Origin of the sequence: Lysinibacillus sp. Bpr_S20 (genome assembly GCF_023337835.1) — a bacterium.
GTDB lineage: Bacteria > Bacillota > Bacilli > Bacillales_A > Planococcaceae > Lysinibacillus.
The window spans coordinates 105,461-125,753 of sequence record NZ_JALNLQ010000002.1; the positions used below are offsets into that span (position 1 = coordinate 105,461).

General features: G+C 38.1%; 16 protein-coding genes. 11 read left to right on the top strand and 5 right to left on the bottom strand.

Annotated elements, in window-relative coordinates; genetic code table 11:
* The first annotated feature begins 347 nt into the window (after nucleotides 1–347).
* From MWJ95_RS05145 to MWJ95_RS24425, 3 genes are all read left to right on the top strand, one after another.
* Complete coding sequence (locus MWJ95_RS05145; RefSeq protein ID WP_249104634.1) at nucleotides 348–542, top strand: hypothetical protein; 195 nt, start codon at nucleotides 348–350, stop codon at nucleotides 540–542.
* A gap of 75 nt (nucleotides 543–617) precedes the next feature.
* A complete protein-coding gene (locus MWJ95_RS05150; RefSeq protein WP_374110221.1) occupies nucleotides 618–1,991 on the top strand; it encodes an HD domain-containing protein in 1,374 nt (457 codons plus the stop codon).
* A 501-nt stretch (nucleotides 1,992–2,492) separates the two neighbouring features.
* Nucleotides 2,493–7,778: a collagen binding domain-containing protein gene (locus MWJ95_RS24425; protein ID WP_283175719.1), complete on the top strand. Its 5,286-nt coding sequence runs from the start codon at nucleotides 2,493–2,495 to the stop codon at nucleotides 7,776–7,778.
* Between the two features lie 48 nt (nucleotides 7,779–7,826).
* On the opposite strand, the gene MWJ95_RS05165 is transcribed toward MWJ95_RS24425, so the two are convergent.
* Both MWJ95_RS05165 and MWJ95_RS05170 read right to left on the bottom strand, forming a co-directional pair.
* Entirely contained in the window at nucleotides 7,827–8,495 is a 669-nt protein-coding gene (locus MWJ95_RS05165) for a class A sortase (RefSeq protein ID WP_249075200.1), read from the bottom strand.
* Nucleotides 8,496–8,719: 224 nt separating this feature from the next.
* Nucleotides 8,720–8,905, bottom strand: a complete 186-nt coding sequence (locus tag MWJ95_RS05170; protein ID WP_053484500.1) for a 2-hydroxymuconate tautomerase — start codon at nucleotides 8,903–8,905, stop codon at nucleotides 8,720–8,722.
* Nucleotides 8,906–9,240: 335 nt separating this feature from the next.
* On the opposite strand from MWJ95_RS05170, the gene MWJ95_RS05175 reads away from it, so the two are divergent.
* The gene (locus MWJ95_RS05175; protein WP_249104637.1) at nucleotides 9,241–9,759 is read left to right on the top strand and encodes a YwhD family protein; all 519 of its coding nucleotides are present in this window, start codon (nucleotides 9,241–9,243) and stop codon (nucleotides 9,757–9,759) included.
* 369 nt (nucleotides 9,760–10,128) lie between these two features.
* Here MWJ95_RS05175 and MWJ95_RS05180 read toward each other — a convergent pair whose 3' ends face one another.
* A complete protein-coding gene (locus MWJ95_RS05180; RefSeq protein ID WP_249104639.1) occupies nucleotides 10,129–12,183 on the bottom strand; it encodes a transglycosylase domain-containing protein in 2,055 nt (684 codons plus the stop codon).
* 407 nt (nucleotides 12,184–12,590) lie between these two features.
* Between MWJ95_RS05180 and speB the strand changes: the two genes are divergently transcribed.
* A complete protein-coding gene (gene speB / locus MWJ95_RS05185) occupies nucleotides 12,591–13,463 on the top strand; it encodes an agmatinase (RefSeq protein WP_249104641.1) in 873 nt (290 codons plus the stop codon).
* Between the two features lie 201 nt (nucleotides 13,464–13,664).
* Here the strand turns inward: speB and MWJ95_RS05190 are convergent, their stop codons facing one another.
* Nucleotides 13,665–14,381 carry a 3-ketoacyl-ACP reductase gene (locus MWJ95_RS05190; protein ID WP_249104643.1) on the bottom strand — a complete coding sequence of 239 codons (717 nt, stop codon included), beginning with the start codon at nucleotides 14,379–14,381 and terminating at the stop codon, nucleotides 13,665–13,667.
* Between the two features lie 165 nt (nucleotides 14,382–14,546).
* Here MWJ95_RS05190 and MWJ95_RS05195 point away from each other — a divergent pair, with 165 nt between their 5' ends.
* From MWJ95_RS05195 to MWJ95_RS05210, 4 genes are all read left to right on the top strand, one after another.
* The gene (locus MWJ95_RS05195) at nucleotides 14,547–14,942 is read left to right on the top strand and encodes a winged helix-turn-helix transcriptional regulator (RefSeq protein ID WP_249075195.1); all 396 of its coding nucleotides are present in this window, start codon (nucleotides 14,547–14,549) and stop codon (nucleotides 14,940–14,942) included.
* Between the two features lie 47 nt (nucleotides 14,943–14,989).
* Entirely contained in the window at nucleotides 14,990–15,190 is a 201-nt protein-coding gene (locus MWJ95_RS05200) for a hypothetical protein (protein ID WP_249075194.1), read from the top strand.
* 211 nt (nucleotides 15,191–15,401) lie between these two features.
* Nucleotides 15,402–15,971 (top strand): TetR/AcrR family transcriptional regulator, encoded by a 570-nt coding sequence (locus tag MWJ95_RS05205; RefSeq protein WP_249104644.1) that lies wholly within the window; start codon nucleotides 15,402–15,404, stop codon nucleotides 15,969–15,971.
* A complete protein-coding gene (locus MWJ95_RS05210) occupies nucleotides 15,968–16,726 on the top strand; it encodes a CPBP family intramembrane glutamic endopeptidase (protein WP_249075192.1) in 759 nt (252 codons plus the stop codon). Before MWJ95_RS05205 ends, MWJ95_RS05210 begins: the two co-directional genes overlap by 4 nt.
* A 64-nt stretch (nucleotides 16,727–16,790) precedes the next feature.
* Here the strand turns inward: MWJ95_RS05210 and MWJ95_RS05215 are convergent, their stop codons facing one another.
* Nucleotides 16,791–17,726: a threonine ammonia-lyase gene (locus tag MWJ95_RS05215; RefSeq protein ID WP_249075191.1), complete on the bottom strand. Its 936-nt coding sequence runs from the start codon at nucleotides 17,724–17,726 to the stop codon at nucleotides 16,791–16,793.
* Nucleotides 17,727–17,924: 198 nt separating this feature from the next.
* On the opposite strand from MWJ95_RS05215, the gene MWJ95_RS05220 reads away from it, so the two are divergent.
* Nucleotides 17,925–18,356, top strand: coding sequence for a YwiB family protein (locus MWJ95_RS05220; RefSeq protein ID WP_249075190.1), 432 nt, complete (start codon nucleotides 17,925–17,927; stop codon nucleotides 18,354–18,356).
* Nucleotides 18,356–20,023: an arginine--tRNA ligase gene (gene argS / locus MWJ95_RS05225; RefSeq protein ID WP_249075189.1), complete on the top strand. Its 1,668-nt coding sequence runs from the start codon at nucleotides 18,356–18,358 to the stop codon at nucleotides 20,021–20,023. Before MWJ95_RS05220 ends, argS begins: the two co-directional genes overlap by 1 nt.
* Nucleotides 20,024–20,293: the final 270 nt, after the last annotated feature.

Consider the following 20,293-nt stretch of genomic DNA (forward strand, 5'->3'; position numbering starts at 1 on the left):
GAGCGACGGAAAGAACTATCGAAGTGACGGAAAGAAGAGCCAGAGAGACGGAAGGCCAATGAAGCGGCGGGAAGCTTCACGTTATGCCTTACCCCAACATTGATGTTGAAGCTGGTTCATCATCAAAGTTAGGAATAGTATTGGCCAAAACGTATTCCATATATATGTTGATTGGAGTGGAGGCTGGGCGACTCCTTGGGGATTAGCGATAGGGGAACGAAGGCTAAAACCATCACATCCTGTGATAACGCCTTCGTGACCAACATCATGCTGCTGTCGCTGCGTTAACACTACGCTTTCGCGCAAAAAACATCTGTTGGCCCGAGACCCTGGAGCGAGCAACGCGAGTGAAGCGGCTCATCGGACGCCCCCAGGAAGCTCTGCTCTGCGCGAAAGCGAAGCGTCAGCGGCAATGTTTTATCTGTGCGAAAGCGAAGCGACAGCAACAAATGTTTTCTGTAGCGAAAGCAAAGCGGCAGCTACAAAGCGCCCAGCCGGAACGGAAATCAACCCCACGTTATGATGATAAGTATGGAAATTAGGTCAATAGAAACCTAAAATAAGACAAGAATACAGCGAGTTAGGTTGATAGTCTCTATAATTAAAAGTAAATATGTATGCTAGTCCTATATTTATCGCATATAATAGAACAAATAGGAAACGGGGGTGCTGTACAATTGACACATTATGCAAAAGCTAAATTACAAGAGGAAAAAGTATTTAAGGATCCAGTACATCGCTATGTGCATGTACGGGATCAAGTGATTTGGGATCTAGTGGGTACGAAGGAATTTCAGCGATTACGTCGAATTCGCCAGCTAGGTACAACGTTTTTAGTATTCCATGGAGCAGAGCATAGCCGCTTTAGTCATTCGCTTGGCGTTTACGAAATTGTACGCCGCATAGTAGATGATATTTTTGCTGGTCGTCCTGAATGGGATGAAGATGAACGACTGCTTGTGCTTTGTGCAGCCCTATTACACGACTTAGGGCATGGACCATTTTCACATGCTTTTGAAAATGTCTTTGAGCTTGATCATGAATTTTATACAAGACAAATTTTGCTTGGCGATACAGAAGTGAATGCAGTATTAAAAAAAGTATCTACTGATTTTCCGGAGAAAGTATCGCAGGTCATTGAAAAAACATATCCGAATAAACAGGTAGTCAGTTTAATATCCAGTCAAATAGACGCTGATCGTATGGATTATTTACAGCGTGATGCTTATTTCACTGGCGTAAGCTATGGTCATTTTGATATGGAACGTATTTTAAGAGTGATGCGTCCACGAAAAAATCAGGTCGTTATTAAGGCGACGGGCATGCATGCGGTAGAGGATTATATCATGAGCCGCTATCAAATGTACTTACAAATTTATTTCCACCCAGTATCTCGCAGTGCAGAAGTTGTCTTAAATAATATTTTAAAACGAGCTAAACAACTGAGCTTGGCAGGCTACAAATTTAAGCACGAGCCAACACACTTTTTAGCATTTTTCCGTAACTCCATTACGCTTGAAGACTATCTTGCATTAGATGAGAGTATTCTTTTTACATATTTTCAACTTTGGATGCAAGAAGATGATGCTATATTAAGTGACTTAAGCCGCCGATTTGTAAACCGAAAGCTATTTCAGTACATCGATTTAGATCCAGGTGTAGAGCTAGATAAATATCAAAAATTACAAGATCTTTTCAAGGAAGCTGATTTAAATCCAGAATATTATCTTGTCCACGATACGACGGCAGATTTACCTTATGACTTTTATCGACCAGGAGAGGAAGAAGTACGTGTCCCTATTTTCTTAGAAATGAAAAATGGAGATCTACGAGAGCTTTCACGGGAATCTATTATTGTTGATTCTATTTCTGGCCGCATGAAGCGAGATCATAAAATATATTTCCCACTAGATTTCCTAGAGGACAACAGTACCCATCCTGCTGTGAAAAAACAAATATTAGCTTTACTGCAACGGCAAGGGAAAAATTAATAAAAAAATTTTTTTGTATAAAAATATGTATAAAAAAATAAATGGAATTAAAAGCATTCCAACATATCTATAGTGAAAAACAGCGAAAGTACTCTAATTGAGTTATTTTCGCTGTTTTTTTGTTGTTGTATAAAGATGAAAAAAGTGGAAACTATATAGAAGTTTTTAGAATTTTATAAATAGAAAGTCCGGGATTGTTTAGTATTTGTTTAGTATAATCGTTTATAATGAGTCGAAAACCCTAAGAGGGGTGAGGCCTATTACTAAAAGTGACGCAAAAGTACTATGGATATATTCGAATTGCACATAACACATACATAAGTCATCGTAAGTGCCTATTCGTGAGTATTTATTCGAGTGTATTCATATAGACGACCATTAAATAGAAGGGAAGAGGGACCAACCTATTGTTTGCGGCATACTTTTCAGCATCACGAAAAAATGCAACGTCGTCAGCAAACGCCAACAGGTAGCTCTCGGAACTTAGAAAAGGAGAGAAACATGCAAAAATTAAAAAAAGTAAACATAGCAATAATCTTAATGCTACTCGTATTCCAAACAATATTATCGCCGATATCAGTGTTTGCAGTAGAGCAAGAACAACCTGTAGCACCTGCAGTTGAATTTGGAGATGATGGCATTGGTTCCGCAGGTGAAGTCGAACAACCTGAAACACAAAAAGAGCCTGGAAATGGTGAAGTGATTAGTCCTGGTTCCACGGGTGTAGGAGACCAACCTGGAACATCAAACGAACCTGGAAATGGTGAAGGGACTAGTCCTGGTTCCACAGGCGTAGGAGACCAACCTGAAAAAGAGTCTGGAAATGGTGAAGGGACTAGTCCTGGTTCCGCAAGCGAGGGAGAACAATCTGAAACACAAGAACCTGGAAATGATGATGTTAGTGGTGAAGGAGAAAATCCAAATGGAGATTTGGAAGAAGAAACTACACCACCATCATATGATCCAACTATGCCTGTTGATGTAATTAAAAATGTTGAGTTTACTGTGAATGGAACAAAGGTTAATTCAAATGAAAGTATTAATGTTACTAATGGACAATCTGCAGAGTTTAAATTTCATTTAGAACTAGCAGCGGGACATAACTATGGTCCAGGTACAACTTTAACGTACACTTTGCCAGCTATTTTTGAAGATATCACATTCCCAAATGGAACAGCTTATGGTGAGGTAGGTACTATTTCGAAAAGTGGAAATGATATTGTAATCACATTCAACGAAGCTTTACGAGATGATGTAGGAACGGGTGCAGCCCTTGAACTAGGTGCATACTTTAGCGTACAAGCAAACTTTGCAAGCGATAATACGAAATGGGAAGAAACAATTAGTTTACCGGGTACTGAAAACATCCAGTTGAATTTCCAACCTAAAACGAGCGGTGAACCTGTTACCAAATCAGGTGTAGCAGATAATGGTGGGAAAAATAGTAAGTTTATTGACTGGAAAGTTGAAGTTAATACAGATTTAGGCGTTAATAAAGATTCTGGTATTACAAATTTTGTTGATACACTAGGTGAAGCACATACATTTAAACAAGATTCTGTAAAAATAACAAAGTTAAATGTATCACCTAATGGAACAAAAACAGACTCTAATGACCCTGTCACTGTGACTCCAATCTTTGATGGAAACACAATGACAATTGCATTGCCGAATGAAAAGCATACTGCTTACCGTATTGAGTACAAAACAGAAGTTGGGGACCCAGGTAACGTTAAAAGTGCAGACTTTAAAAATGGGGCTACTTATAATGGAAAATCCGCTCCTACAACAGTAACGGTAGACTTTGGTGAACCATTAGCAAAAACGCACTCAGGTCCTACGGCTAGTGATTTAGCAACATATTGGACAATTAATTACAACTTCAATAACCGCAATATTTCACAGGAAAACGCGGTACTAATTGACAGCTGGACTGAAACACAAAAATTAGTTGGAAATATACAAGTATTTGAGGCAGATGGTGCGGCTGCCACTATTCCTTACGAAGTTAAGATTGCAGATGGTGGACATAGCTTTGAATTAATATTTAAAGCTCCTGTAACAAAACCATATGTTATCAAATATGCAACAAAGCCAAAAGACGAAGTGTATCCAACAGAGAGTTTTACGGTAGAAAATGTAGTAGCACGCCCAGATATGTCGGGAGAGGTAAAAGATACCTCTTATTATAATAAAGGGGATTTGTTACTAAACAAAGCTGCTACTGGTGTTAACTATCAAAACAAAACGATGTCATGGAAGATTGTGGCGAACCAAGCAGGCTATGAATTAGCTGAAGAAACGAAGTTTGTTGATACTTTTACAGATAAAAATCTAAAATTAATAGAAAATACTTTAAAAGTAAAAGTGGGTAATAAATTAGTTAGTGATAAAGATTACACGTTAAGTATTAATAACGATGATAAAACTGGATTTACAATTACTTTAAAGAATGTAATAAATGAACCTATCGAAATTACGTATGATACAGAATACGATATTCGACATGTTGGCGCAAATACAATTGAATATAATAATAAAGTAACAATGACAAATAAGAATTTACTGAATTCTTCATCCGCTTCAGCGAAACAAGATATTCGATCTGAACAAAAAACAAATGGTAAAAAAGAAGGTTATTATAATTACGAAACAAAAACTTTCTATTGGGATGTTGAATTTAACTTTAACTACAATTCTTTAAAAAATGCAGTGTTTGAGGATAAATTACCAGATACACAAGAAATTAAAAATATTGTAGTGCAAAAAGGTGAACTAGATGAAAATGGTGTTTTTAAAGAAACAGAAACAATAACTATTCCAAACACTTCAGGGAAACCGAACGAAATTAAGCTAGTATTCCCGGATATTATTAATAGTCCATATAAAGTAACATATGAATCAGTAAATGCAGATGGCATTTTCCCGCATGGTAAACCAGTAAGTATTAAAAATACAGCTACATTAACAAGCGATGATGGTGATAATGCATCGTGGTCAAAAACAGTTAATGTCAATCATACAGACAAAATTTTAAACAAAAGGGGTCATCAAGCTGAACTTGGTTCTGCAGTAGCTCAGTGGAACTTTGAGTTTAACTACGCACAATCAAAATTAGACAATGTAGTCATTACCGACACAGTGGGTAAAGATGATGAAGGTAACCCAGAACAATTGATTTTAGAAGATACATTTAAAGTATATAAAGTTGCATTGTCTGGAAAAACTCCAAATAATCCAACTGAAGAGAAGACACTTTTAGATCCAAGTAAGTATACGTTAAATGTAGATATGAAAAATGGTACATTCACTCTTAATTTAGGTAATGTAACTGAAGCATACTATGTAGAATACGACACAGTATTTACAGGTGAATCAGGCTCTAATGCTAAAAATGAAGTAGAAGTAAGCTATCAAGGTAGCAGCCAAACAAGTGGAAAAGATAGTTGGTTAATTAAAGAATTTAAGTATGGTAATCAAGCATCAACAGTTAAAGTACCATTTGTTATTATAAAAACGAATGCTGCAACAGGCGAAGTAATGAAAGATGTTGAGTTTACTTTATACAGCCAATACACAGGTGATAAACCATTAGTTAGCGCTAAAACAAATAAAAACGGTGTATTAGACTTCGGATTAAAATTTGCTGAAGGTAAATATACATTAAAAGAAACGAAAGTTGCTGGTTTTGATAATCCGGATGTAATCTTTACATTAAATCGTGATGAAAAAGCAACATCAGGTCCTTTTGAGGGTAAACAAATTGTTGAAATCGCCAACATACCAGAAAGTCCATTGAAATGTTCACTGTTTGAATTAACAGTACACGATATTGACGGCAAATTAGTGGATGGAACAGTAACATTGGTAAGTAAAGCGACGGGATTGTCAGAAAATCATACTGTTGAAAACGGTAAAGTTACTTTTACTCCAGACCAAATTAAAGCAGGTCAGTACGATGTTATTTACAATGGTGAGACGTTAAAGACGATTACAGTAGAGTTCAACGACAACTGTAAAGAGAGCATTCAACCAGCACCAAAGTGCGAAAACTTCACAATCGTGGTTGAAGATACAGATGGAAACATCCGTACAAATATTAAAGAGCTAACATTAAAATCAGATACTACAGAAGTAAAGGCATCAACTGACGCATCAGGTAAGTTTATTTTTGAATCAAACAAAATCAATCCTGATAATGGCGTGAAGCCAGGTGAGTACATGGTTTACGAAGGTAAACAATTCTTAGGCACAGTAACTTTAACGTATACAGAAGACTGTGGTCATGAATTTATCGTTAAAGAATTACCAAAATGTGAAGAGTTTGAATTAACTGTAAAAGATGTGGATGGTAATAAAATTACTGATGGCACTACAACAATCGTTGTTAAAGATGCTGACGATGACGAAATTATTAGCATAACAACTACGACAGGTGTTATAAAATTACCTGATTTGGAACCAGGTGCTTACACAGTTGAAGTAAATGGTGAAGAAATTGGTGCTTTCGAAACAAATATCGAATGTGAAAAAACAGTTCAGCCAGCACCAAAATGTGAACTATTTACATTAACAGTGAAGGATGAAAATGGCAATCCACGCCCTAATGTTAGCAATATCACAATCAAAGATACAAAGGGAGCAATTATTGCTACTAACCAAACAACAAATGAATTAGGTCAAATTACGATTCAACCTAATGAAATTCCGTCAGGTGACTATGTTGTGTATCAAGGTGATCTATACATTGGTCAAATAACTGTTAAATACTCAGAAAGTTGTAAAGCAGAAGTATCAGCAGCGCCTGCTTGTCCAGATTTCACATTAACAGTACAAACTGAATTTGGAACACCTAATGTGAATGCAAAGATCACAATAAAAGATGCTAAAGGTAATATCGTAAAAGGTGCAGACAACAGTGAAGTTTTAACAACTAGTTTCGCTGGAACGATTGTATTGCCAAAAGATGCAATTAAACAAGGTACGTACAATGTATACGAGGGAAGTCGTTTAATTGGCTCGTTTACTGTAAAAGATAAATGTTCGGCATTAGTAAAACCTTCATCAACAGGTGGAGGCGGTGGCTGGACGCCTGACCCAGATCCAGATCCGGAAAAACCAGTTGATCCAGAAAAACCAAATCCAGATCCGGAAAAACCAGTTGATCCAGAAAAACCAAATCCAGATCCGGAGAAACCAGTTGATCCAGAAAAACCAAATCCAGATCCGGAGAAACCAGTTGATCCAGGAAAACCAGATCCAGATCCGGAGAAACCAGTTGATCCAGGAAAACCAGATCCAGATCCGGAGAAACCAGTTGATCCAGAAAAACCGACTCCAGATCCGGAAAAACCGGTTAAACCAGAAAAACCGACTCCAGAACCAGAGAAGCCAGTTAATCCAACAAACCCAGGTGGTTCAGATAACCAAACAGATCCAAAAGATCCAGCAGACTCTGAAAAACCATCTGTACAAGAAGTCATTGATCAAGGAAAAGAGTTAAAGCCGTACAATCCTTCTACAGCAGATAAAGACACACTAGATGAATATAAGGATTTCCTCGATAAATACAACCAGTTATCTAAAGAGGAACAGGCGGAAGTAGGGAAATACCTTGATATTGACAAAATCAAAGCGGATGCTAAAGAAATGGAAGCGCAGTTAATGGCGCAAGGCAAACTGCCACAAACAAATGGAGCAAACCAAACAGCTCTTACACTAATTGGTGTGGCTCTCGTTCTAGGTGCATTATTCTTATTGCGTCGTCGCAATACAGAAGTGAAATAATTTACAATCAGAAAGCCCCAAGACCAAAATCTTGGGGCTTTTCTTATGCTAGAAAGTTTCTGATAGTTTTGCAGGCGCTTTGTCGAATGGATATTGCTCGACAAACTTTGCTTGAACGGCAAGTCGTTTCGTACCCTGATCAGCACATGTAACGAGGGTTAAAATAGTTTTATTAGGGATATCATCAATAACATAAACATCCGTGGCAGCGATGATTTCCTTGGTTGTTATTTTGTACTCATAAATATTCGTTAAATCTGTTAAATAAATCGTGTCTCCTATACTTGCCTTGTATAAAGGGCTAAATAAAATATCTTTTTCCTCAAAGTAATGACCTGCTAATGCGTAGTTTCCTTGTCCAAGTTTTTGATTAGGCTTCATGGTACCTGCACCAACGGCAAGAGAGGCATTTCCAACTCCTTTGACGATAGGGAGTTTCATATCCACACTAGGGACTACGATACTACCGATGACAGGCATTTGATTGGCGGTTGTTTGAGCTTTTAAAACTTCCGCAATGGATAGAGATTGCACTGCTTCAAATTCAAAATCAGCATCCGCATTATTGTTTTTTGCAATATCCTCTGCACTGTAATCAGCTGTATTTAATTGATGACTCAAATGAGCGATAATTGCATTTTGAATGGGGTTAATAAAAATAAGCAAGAGACCAACGATGAGCATACAAATGAGTAGTAGCAGTTTTATTTTTTTCATTTTATAAATCACATCCTAGTATTGAAGTTATAATAGTTCAAAACCGCCGCTAAAATGGAGGGAATCGCCGGTAAAAGTACAAATACCGCCGCTAAAGTCGAGAGAATCGCCGGTAAAAGTACAAGTACCGCCGATAAAACTGATAAAACCGAAAAAACGTCCATAACAAGAGGCTACCATACGTAAAAATGGGTAGAGCTTTTAAACTCTACCCGTTTTTATCTTTATTTATCGCTGAAGCGTACGCCTGCAACACCGTAATGGTTTTTAGACATTTCTTCGATGAAGACTGTTACATTTTCTGGTGGCGCATTAACTGTACGAGAAACGGCTTCTGTTACTTCTTTTACGAGTGCACGTTTCTGTTCTTCTGTACGACCTTCAAGCATTTTCACTGTTACGTATGGCATAATATTGCCTCCTTTATTGAATAATGTTGTATAGTAAGTTTATCTCCATTCAATAGAAGACTTCAACCTCTGAGGGTGGTAAGATGAATGCAGGCGTGGTTTTTTCCAAACACCTACTGAATGAAGATAAAGATGCTACGGATTTTGAATGAAATGAATTGTGAAGGCACAATTCAAAATCTGTACGCCATTACGCCAAGGCGAAATGGATAAGGAAATAGAAACTTCTTACTTGTATGTAGGCATTTGCGCAATGCCAGTGTCGCGTTTATGACGGCACGAATGCGCTTAACTATGCTTTACTTTTATAATAGCAGAACGGAGGTAGTTAAAGTATGGCAAATGAAGAAAAACCAAAACAAAAAATGGGCTTTACCATTATTAAAAATGACCCAACAGATGGCCATAAGGGATTTGGGATCGGTTCGCTTTCGCTTGAAAACGTATCGCCAGTCATTATCGATATAGAAGAGGGGACAGCATCAGTAGAAATCGGCGCTATGCATGCTCGCAGTGATGTGGAACGGGGTATTAAATTTACGACAGATCGTGCTGATTCAGAAGGTGGGAAACCATATTGGTTAGTATGGGTGACGATAGACCATAAAGCGGATGGGCCTTACTATGCAGGTGTAACGGCGTGTGAAATGGTAGTGAATCGAGAAAAACGTCGAGGCTATAAAATTTTAGCTGATCATGTGAATAAAATGGATAAATCTATGAAGCGTCATATTATTGTAGAGCATATGGATGAACCATCTAAAAAGGTGTTAGCTTCTTTCCTAGAAGAACTTAATCCGGATTTATGGGCACGTAGTGAGGAGCAATTGCGTCAAGATTTATTTGTTTCATGATACCTGACGCATAGTGATTGGACCTGCAATAATTGAACAATATGTGACATTTTGCAATCGTTTTCGATATAAGGTTGAAAGTGGGTTTGAAACAAAGTAAACTTGATGCAGAGCTTACATTTTAGTAAGCTAGGACACTTGGTTCTGCGAATGTGATGGGCACTATGTGGCATTTGAACAACCCAAGCCCAAGCCAAATGCCCCATGATGCTCATCTACTTCGCAAACCATAAATAAGAAAAGCTTTCTGTTCCCACGGACACTGCTCCGGGGAAGAGAAAGCTTTTCTTTTTCGTATATATTTGTTTACTTTGTCGAGAGCCTTCGTTATTTAAACGTTTAAAGCTTCTAAAGGTTCCGCATGATGCATTAATTTTTAAAAATGGAGAATGGAAGCATGTTCCAGAAATTTCCCCATGTATTCGTATCGAGAATATCGAAGTTTGAACATTTTTCAGTTGGTACATCTTTAGCGTCCATGTAGATAAGACGCTGTTTTGGGCAGGCATCCGTTGCTAACTTACCTGATTCAATATCGATAACCACACCTTTAACGCCTTTAGGCTTTGCGAAATCCTCGTTCTTTGTTCCTTTATTGACTGTCTCCATAAAGTCAATCCAAATTTGCTTTGTAGATGCAGTATCTTCTTTAGCCGTTAGATTTTTCCCTTGATCATAGCCGTTCCATACGCCAGCAGTTAAGCTAGGTGTAAATCCAATCAGCCACTGATCGCTATTTGTAGAGCCAGATTTTGCTGCATACGTATGCGTCATACGCGAGCGAATGCTAATCCCTGTAGCAGGTGAATAATCGCTTAAGACTGGATCGAAAATACCCGTCATCATTTCTGTTAAGATATACGTATTTTCTTTTGAGAGAACGGTTTTATCTTCTTTATTAGCTTCTTTATTTTCGTAGATGATATCGCCATTAGCATTTTTAATAGAAACAATAGTAGTAGGAGCAGTTTCTTTCCCTTGTGAAGCTAAAATATTATAAGCATTCGTCATTTCATATAATGTTGTTTCAGTCGTTCCAAGAGCCATGGATAAGTTGTCTTTCTTTCCAATCGTCACATTGAAGCGATTTGCCATATCATGAAAGGCTTTAAATCCAATCTCCTCTAAAGTTTTCACAGCGTAAATATTATCAGAAATAGCGATAGCTTGTGCCATTGACATATCATGGTTTGCAAATTTACCGTTTACATTTTTAGGTGCATATGTGGATCGTCCATGATCATATGTGAAAGTTGTTTCACCGACATTTAAATAGGTTAATGGTGTATAACCATTCTCTAAAGCTGCCGCATATAAAATAGGTTTAATGGTTGAGCCAGGCTGACGTTTTGCCTGTGTTACTCGGTTAAATGAACTCGCAGCATAGTCACGCCCCCCAACTAATGCTGTAACAGCACCTGTTTTGGATTTCATACTAACAAAAGCAGTCTGAAGATCATCACTAGGCATATTTTTGGCTACAGCTTCTTCTGCTGCCTTTTGGTGCCCTAGATTAAGCGTTGTTTGGATAGTCCAGCCACCTTCACTAATATCGAGATTTTTCGATTTCAAAATTTCACTAGCCTCTTGCCATGCTACATCAAGGAAAAATGGAGCTACAGATTTTGTGGCAACCCAGCTATCATTCTTTAAGACAAGCTTTTCACTTTCTGCACGTGTTTTATCATCTTGCGTAATAGCCCCTTGATCGGCCATCAGTTTTAAAATAACGTGTTGGCGATTCGTTGCCTTTTCTAGATTGGCAATAGGGGAATAAATACTTGGCCCTTTTGGAATTCCTGTTAACATTGCCGCTTCTGCTAGTGTTAAATCTCTTGCAGATTTTCCGAAATAAAAACGACTGGCTGCTTCTACGCCGTACATACCATGTCCGTAGTAAACAGTATTTAAATAGCCTTCCAGTATTTCATCCTTATCATAAAAAACTTCTAATCTATAAGCATATAGTGCTTCATTTAATTTTCGTGTCCAAGACTTTTCATGTGAAAGATATAGATTTCGAGCATATTGTTGGGTAATTGTACTGGCTCCTTGAACCTTTCCACCAGCCTTAATATCAATTAAAACTGCACCGGCGATACGAGAAAGATCAAAACCGCCATGCTTATAAAAATCTTTATCCTCAACGGCGACCACTGCTTTCAGTAAATAGGGGGACATCTCATCAGAGCTAACCCAATATCGTCGTTCATTTGTAAAGTGATCCCCAATCTGGTTCTCATTTTCATCTAAGAAAATAGAGGCTTTCGGTACGGTTAAAGGTGGGGCACCAGCTATTTGAACATAGACGCGTAAAGCTATAAATGCTACTACAATGGCAGATGTAAAGGCGACAAAAAGGGTTAGTGCCTTACGTGTACGCTTCGCACGTTTTTGCTTACGTTGAAAGCTTTTTCTCTTCATCCGTCTTCACCTCGTTTTCTCACACTTGCGTATAGTATGTGTTTGAACATTCATATTTAATCGAAATTATTGGTAAAAACTATTGCACTTTATTCAAAAACATCTATACTTTTTTTGTACTGTTTGAAATGCTAGCATTCGACAAAAGCATGCCACCTTGTAGATTTTAATCGAATTTTGCTAGACGTTCCAATAATGTATACGAGGATATGGGGGTAGAGGTTTCATTACATTCCTGTAAGCCCTTTATAGAGTAATCGTAAAAGGTTCATTATCGAAAGTTATTAAATACAGATTTCAGATTGGAGTGAAGGCTGTACGCCTTCAGTCGGAACGGAAATCTACGCAGTGATGAACTGATGAAAATAAATAGAATAGAATTAATTTCTAAAAGTGGAGGTCTACTCATGAGATTTGATGAAGCTTATTCAGGGAATGTTTTTATAAAAAGTCATCCTACATACGAGGATGCTCAGGCGGTCATTTATGGTATGCCAATGGACTGGACAGTTAGTTATCGTCCGGGCTCACGTTTTGGTCCCCAGCGTATTCGTGAAGTATCTATTGGGCTAGAAGAATATAGCCCATACTTAGACCGTGAGCTAGAAGAAGTGAAATATTTTGATGCGGGTGATATACCGCTACCATTCGGTAATGCACAGCGCTCATTAGATGAAATTGAAAAGTATATCGAGAAGCTTTTAGCTGATGACAAAATTCCTGTAGGTATGGGTGGCGAACATTTAGTATCATGGCCTGTTATGAAAGCTGTGTCAGCTAAATATGATGATCTAGCAATTATCCACTTCGATGCACATACAGACTTACGTATAGAATATGAAGGGGAGCCACTTTCTCACTCAACGCCTATTCGTAAAATTGCCGAACATATCGGACCAAAAAATGTCTATTCTTTTGGTATTCGTTCAGGTATGAAGGAAGAATTCGAATGGGCAAAGGAAAATGGTATGCATATTTCAAAATTTGAAGTGCTAGAGCCATTAAAAGAAGTATTACCATCTTTAGCGGGACGTAATGTTTACGTTACGATTGATATAGATGTACTTGATCCAGCACATGCACCAGGTACAGGAACAGTAGATTGCGGAGGCATTACTGCAAAAGAATTACTAGCGTCCATCCATGCGATTGCAGCAAGTAACGTCAATGTAGTGGGCTTTGACCTAGTGGAAGTAGCACCAATCTACGACTCATCCGAAATGACAGCAAATACAGCTTCAAAATTGCTAAGAGAAATGATTTTGGGCTGGATTAAATAACGCCAGAAACACTAAATAAAGCAATGCATTCTGCGACGAAAGTGCAACGCCAGTCGCAAATACAGCTTCTAAATTGCTAAGAGAAATGATTTTGGAATGGGGTTTAGCTTTAAGCTAGCCCCATTTTTCATTTATAATCTGAAAAAGAAAGACGCCATCCAACATACATCGGATAGCGCTTTGATACTTCGAATAGTTCTATTAAGGGTTTGTCGACCAAAGTCCAGCGTGTTTTAAGACAACACGTGGATGAAGTTTTAGTTGTGCAACCATTAAATCTGCTAAATCTTCTGCTTGCATCACTTTTTCTGGATTGCCGTCTGTTAAGTTTAGTTCAACAGCCATATCTGTTGCAACTGTACTTGGCGTTAATGTTGTCACGCGAATATTTTTCTTACGTACTTCAAGCATTAATGATTCGCTTAGGCCAATAACGGCAGCTTTTGAAGCCGAGTATGCGCTTGTGATTGGTGCTCCTTTTTGACCAGCTGTTGATGAGATATTAATGATGTCGCCTGTGTTGCGCTCGATCATCTCCGGTAATACAGCACGTGTCGTGTAGTACACACCTTTTACGTTAACATCGATAATATTTGTCCATTCTTCAGGAGTTAAGTCCATGAAGTTACCGAATTTTGAAATGCCGGCATTGTTTACTAAAATATCGATAGCGCCAAGCTCGCCGCGGATAGATTCAACGGCTGTAGTAATAGAGTCTAAATCCGCTACATTTGCCGCAGCGATGGCTACTTTCACGTCATACTGTTTAAGTTCCTCTGCTACTTGTTGTAAATTTTCAAGCGTACGTCCAACAAGACCTACGTGAATACCTTCTTGTGCAAAAGCTACTGCTGTTGCACGTCCGATTCCACGCCCAGCTCCTGTAATTAACGCCACTTTTCCTGCGATTGTTTGCATGTTTTTCGCTCCTTCGGTTGAGATCATTTTATTTAGACGAAAAAATAGATTAACATTTGTCTTTAAGACTATCCTCATTTTACTACGGTTTTATACATTGTGAAGAGTGCACTTTTTGGTGCGGAGGTTACTAAAAGTTACTTATATGAAAAGGGAGTTAGCTCTATGTCAGATAAATTAAGAGAAGAAATAAAAGAGAGAATAGTAAATAATGATTACCATTGTGAAAAAGAACTTACCTTATCCATTATTAGTGGGAAATGGAAAGTTGTTATTTTGTGGCATTTAGGTGTAGAAGGACCGCATCGCTTCAGTGAGCTTCAAAGACTTTTTCCGAAAATATCTCATAAGATATTATCAAACCAATTACGTGAACTGATGGAGGATGGGATTGTTCATCGTGAAGTGTTTCCGGAAGTTCCTCCGAAAGTCGAATATTCTATGACTGAATTAGGGATGACGTTATTACCAATCGTTGAGATGATGTATGAATGGGGAAAAAAGAGAATCGATCAACTTAAACAACAAAGCAATAATGAGGTTATTTCGAAGGATTTATGATGAACTTTCTGTAAGCCTTAACGTCTTTTTATAAAAGGGGTGAACGAATGGGAGTTTGGTATTTCTTAATCTTATTTGTAGGGTTGTTTTTGATAGTTAAAGGACTATTTATGAAAAAGCAATCTTTGTTCATTAAGAAAATTGGATTTGTGTTTGTAGGATTGTTATGCATTTCATTCTCCATTTTTATGTTTACACCAGGAAGTGCAGAAATAATTTCTGATTGGCTAAATTTAACAATCGACTAAAAGAAAAAATGTGGGGCTAAAAGTGGGGCGGCGTAATGAATACACTTTTAGCCCCACTTGCTTTTTCAAGGACCTCCATTAACATGGCTCATGATAAAGTGTGCCTTTTTATTTATTCGGAATATTTCTTGAATTCCTGATTGACATTGATAAGAAAATACTGTTACATTATAGGTAACAAACGTTACCTATTGAAAGGAGGTAAATTTTTTTGGCACCAAAAGAGCGGTTTACAGAGGAAGTTTTAATGGATTGTGCTTTTGAAATGGCTAGGAAGAGTGGGATTGAAAGTGTGAATGCAAGAGATTTAGCAAAAGAGTTAGGCTGTTCGACAAAGCCTATTTTTCGATTGTTCTCGAGCATGGACGATTTGAAGTTTGCCATTTATGAAAGGGCCGGCAATCTTTATAACGAAAGAATGTTTCAAGGCTTGCAAGAAAATTCTTTTTTAGGGATGGGTTTGGCTTATATTAACTTTGCTCGCGAAGAAAAAAAGCTATTTGAGCTATTATTCTTATCTAATAAATATAAAATCTCGAGCTTTTCAGATTTAATCAATGACGTAGAAAATCAAGGAATTATCGCAATAATTTCAAAATTAACAGGATTAACGCAAACCTCCGCAAGATCTCTTTTTATAGATACATGGTTAACTACGCATGGTATTGCGACAATGTGTGCAACGAATACTTGCGATTTAGATAGCTCAGAAATTGAAGATATTCTAAAAGACGTATTTGAAGGTGTTAAACAAAAATTATTGAATGGAGAAAATAAATGAAAATGAAAAATTCACCTATTCTTTTATCGATACTATTTACTTTGCTTGTAATTGTTTTTCCTGCTATAGCTGGGACAATTATATCAATCAAAAATATAAGTAATTTAAGCTCTATACGTTTGATTCAATTTATTGCCTTTGCAGTTGGTGTTCTAGTTACTCTTTGGATCATGAAAAAAAGTAAATTCTCTTACCGTGATTTTGGATTAAGAAGGTTTAAAGCAGAGGCGTGGATGGTTGTTATCGTTATTTTTGAGCTGGTTGCTTTCTTTAATGGTATTACAGATCAAGATGGTTTTTCTGCGCAATACATACTTATTTTGCTTCTATTTGTTATTGCCGTTGGTCTTTGTGAAGAGTTTATTTTCCGAGGCCTAATTTTCAAATATTTATCAGCGAAAGGGCTTAAAGTCGCTATTATAGGCTCCTCAATTTTGTTTGGTATCGGACATCTTGCAAATGTACTTTCCGGTGCTGATTTATTAATGACATTACTACAAATAACTTTTGCATTCCTCTTTGGGTTAGTTTGTGCAGAGATTGTTGCAAAGACAAAAAGTATTATATTCCCGATTGTCTGGCACGCTATGCATGATTTTATTGCATTCTTGACCGATAGTGAGCCGAATGTTCTTTCTGTCTCTATTTATGTCTTTCATTGTCTAGTGTTAATTGGCCTTGCCATTTATTTCTGGAGAGCTTTATTTCCTAAAAAGGCTGTTATGAATTTAAAAAATCCTGAAAGTTTCGTTTAAACGCTACATGTTAAAAAGGCATCTACTCATTCATTTGAGTGGATGCCTTTTTTGGCTAGGCTCTTTAAATCAAAGTCTCTAAGCCAACATTACCCCCGGAAATAAGGAAGCACACTTTTTCGTTTTTACGAATAGGTAAAGATCCTTGTAGGGCAGCGCCTATTCCGATAGAAGAGGAAGGTTCTGCAATGATTTTACCCTCGGAGAGTAAGGTTTTCATCCCACGTTGGATCAAAGCCTCATCGACACTTACTACCTTATCAACAAGCTGTTGAACAATTGGAAAATTCCTTTCTCCAGGCTGTAAAGTTCGTAGAGCATCTGCCAAAGATTTTTGTTCCGGTAACAGCAATCTTTCACCAGCTTCTAAGCTTTTGCTATAACGCGAAACAACAGCAGGCTCCACGCCAATAATGTTGATATGAGGGGCAATGGATTTGACAGCAGTTGCCATACCACTAATTAATCCACCGCCACCCATTGGAACAACTATAGTATCGACATCAGGGAGCTGTGCTACTATTTCCAAACCTGCTGTTCCTTGTCCTGCCATAATATCGTAATCATCATAAGGATGAATGTTGAAATAGCCATAATCACGACTAAGCTTTTCTGTTACTACATGTCGTTCTGCAAGCTTACATTGGACAACTTCTGCACCTAAGGCACGTATTCCATCAACCTTAACGCTAGGAGCTGAATCCGGTAGAACAATTGTTGCCTTACTATTTAACAGTTTGGCAGCATAGGCCACACCTTTGCCATGATTACCTGAGGACGCAGCAACTACGCCTTGTTCTAATTGCTCGAACGGCATCGCAAGCATTTTATTGAGAGCCCCTCGAAGCTTAAAGGAGTTTGTTTTTTGCATATTCTCGGCTTTTATGTAGACATGACAACCTAAAAGATGATCGAGCCCATTTAATCGAATAATAGGTGTTTCATAAATATAAGATGAAATTCTTCGTTTAGCAGCATGAATTTGTTCAAGTGTTAACAAATAGCACCCCTCACTTCGTTTTGAATTTTCGAACTATTTAATATAACTGTAGATTTACAGGCAAATTGTGTCAATCGTTAAATAATGAACAAATTACTGCTACATCGGACAGAATCCTTACTTCTATCTTGAAAAATTATGAGTATTCATCCTATAATAAAAAGGTTATAGTAAAAACAATAAAAGGGAGCGTCCATAATGGCGAACGAAGCAAGATCGCAGGTGAACATTAAGCTCATTTCTACGATTCGCCCGATTGATGGGGAGTCTGAAGGCTATGAAATGTGGCTGACAGGGCAGCTACTTGAAAAAGCAGGAAGCATCTATTTGAAATATGAAGAGGTGCAGGAGGATAAAACTATCCGCACAACTATGAAGCTAGGCGATGAACAGGCATTAATTATGCGTAATGGAGCATTAAAAATGCGTCTACCACTTAACGTAATGGAGCAACAAATAGGTCATTATGAAAGTGAATTCGGTTCAATGCCACTCGTCATAGACACGAAAGAAATGACGTTTACAAAGCAATCAGTAAGCGGAGATTTCCATGTACAGTACGATTTACTAATCGGTGGACAATCCGTTGGCAATTATACATTAGACATTACATTTACGGAGGTACAATGATGAACGCAGTAGAACAAGTACAACAAGCCATTAAAGCGGCAATTGCGCAGGCTGTTGAAAAAGCAAGCTTAGTCGAAGCTGGCACAGAGTTAAATATTCACCTTGAAACACCGAAGGATAAAGCAAATGGGGACTACGCAACAAATATTGCTATGCAATTAACAAAATTAGCAAAAAAACCACCTCGTGCGATTGCAGAAGCTATTTTAGAAAATCTTGACACAGCAGGTACAGATATTGAGAAAATCGATATTGCTGGCCCTGGCTTCATGAATATTACAGTGCGTAAAGATTTCCTAACAGGTGTAGTAAAAGCAGTACTTGAGCAAGGTACTGATTACGGCCGTTCTAATGCTGGCGCAGGAGAAAAAGTTCAAGTTGAATTCGTATCTGCAAATCCAACAGGTGATCTTCATTTAGGACATGCGCGTGGAGCTTCTGTAGGGGATTCATTATGTAATGTGCTAGATATGGCTGGTTACGATGTCTCTCGTGAGTACTACATTAACGATGCGGGTAACCAAATCAATAACTTAGCGTATTCACTGGAAGCGCGTTATAAGCAAGCTTTAGGAATGGATGCTGAGATGCCAGAGGACGGCTACCACGGTCAAGATATTATTGAAATCGCTGGTAAACTAGCAAGCGAGCATGGTGATGCAATTTTATCTAAAACTGATGAAGAACGTTTTGCATTCTTCCGTCAACATGGTTTAGCGTTAGAATTAGACAAGTTAAAAACAGACCTTGCTAACTTCCGTGTAAACTTTAACGTGTGGTACTCAGAAACTTCACTATATGAAAACGGCAAAATCGAAGTAGCGTTAGATAAACTGAAAGCGAATGGTCATGTATTTGAAGAAGACGGTGCAACTTGGTTCCGTTCAACAACATTTGGTGACGATAAAGACCGCGTGTTAATTAAAAATGATGGTTCTTTCACATATCTGACTCCAGATATCGCGTACCATGAGGACAAAATTGTACGTGGCTTCGATAAATTAATTAATATTTGGGGAGCTGACCATCACGGCTATATCCCACGTATGAAGGCTGCTATTCAGGCACTAGGTTACGACCGTGATACGCTTGAAGTAGAAATCATCCAAATGGTTCAGCTTTATAAAAACGGTGAGAAATTCAAAATGTCTAAACGTACAGGGAACGCTGTGACAATGCGTGAGCTAGTAGAAGAAGTTGGTTTAGATGCAGTTCGTTATTTCTTCGTGAAAACTGCGGGCGATTCTCATATGGACTTTGACCTTGACCTTGCCGTATCTCAATCAAATGAAAACCCAGTGTATTATGCACAATATGCGCATGCACGTATTTCATCGATTTTACGCTCAGCAAATGAGCAAGGCTTTGCTGCAACAACAGATCATTTAACGCTGTTAACTGCGGAAAAAGAAATTGATTTATTGAAAAAAGTAGGCGACTTCCCGAAAGTGGTAGCAGAAGCTGCGAAGCACCGTACACCACACCGTATTGCCAACTATATTCAAGAAACAGCGGCTGCATTCCACAGCTTTTATAACGCTGAAAAAGTGTTAGATGCTTCAAATAAAGAGCTAACAGAAGCTCGTTTAGCCCTTATTACTGCTGTACGTACAACAATTGCCAACGCATTACGCTTAATCGGCGTATCTGCACCGGAAAAAATGTAATAATAGTCTATTTTGCCCCCGGCACGACATGTGCCGGGGGTTTTTTGTGTGGAAATGGATTTGATAGCTAAAGGTGTTGAATCGCAGATAGAATCCGAAGCAATTTGACTAAAGTCAGGTTCTTAGCGGCGGAATTTCTAGTTTTAGCGGCGTTCGTAGCTTGGTTAGCGGCGGATTATCAGGTTTTAGCGGCGATCCTCGCTTAGTTAGCGGCGCAACTCACACTTTTAGCGGCGATTTCCAACATAAGCTGGACAATTTGACAAAACT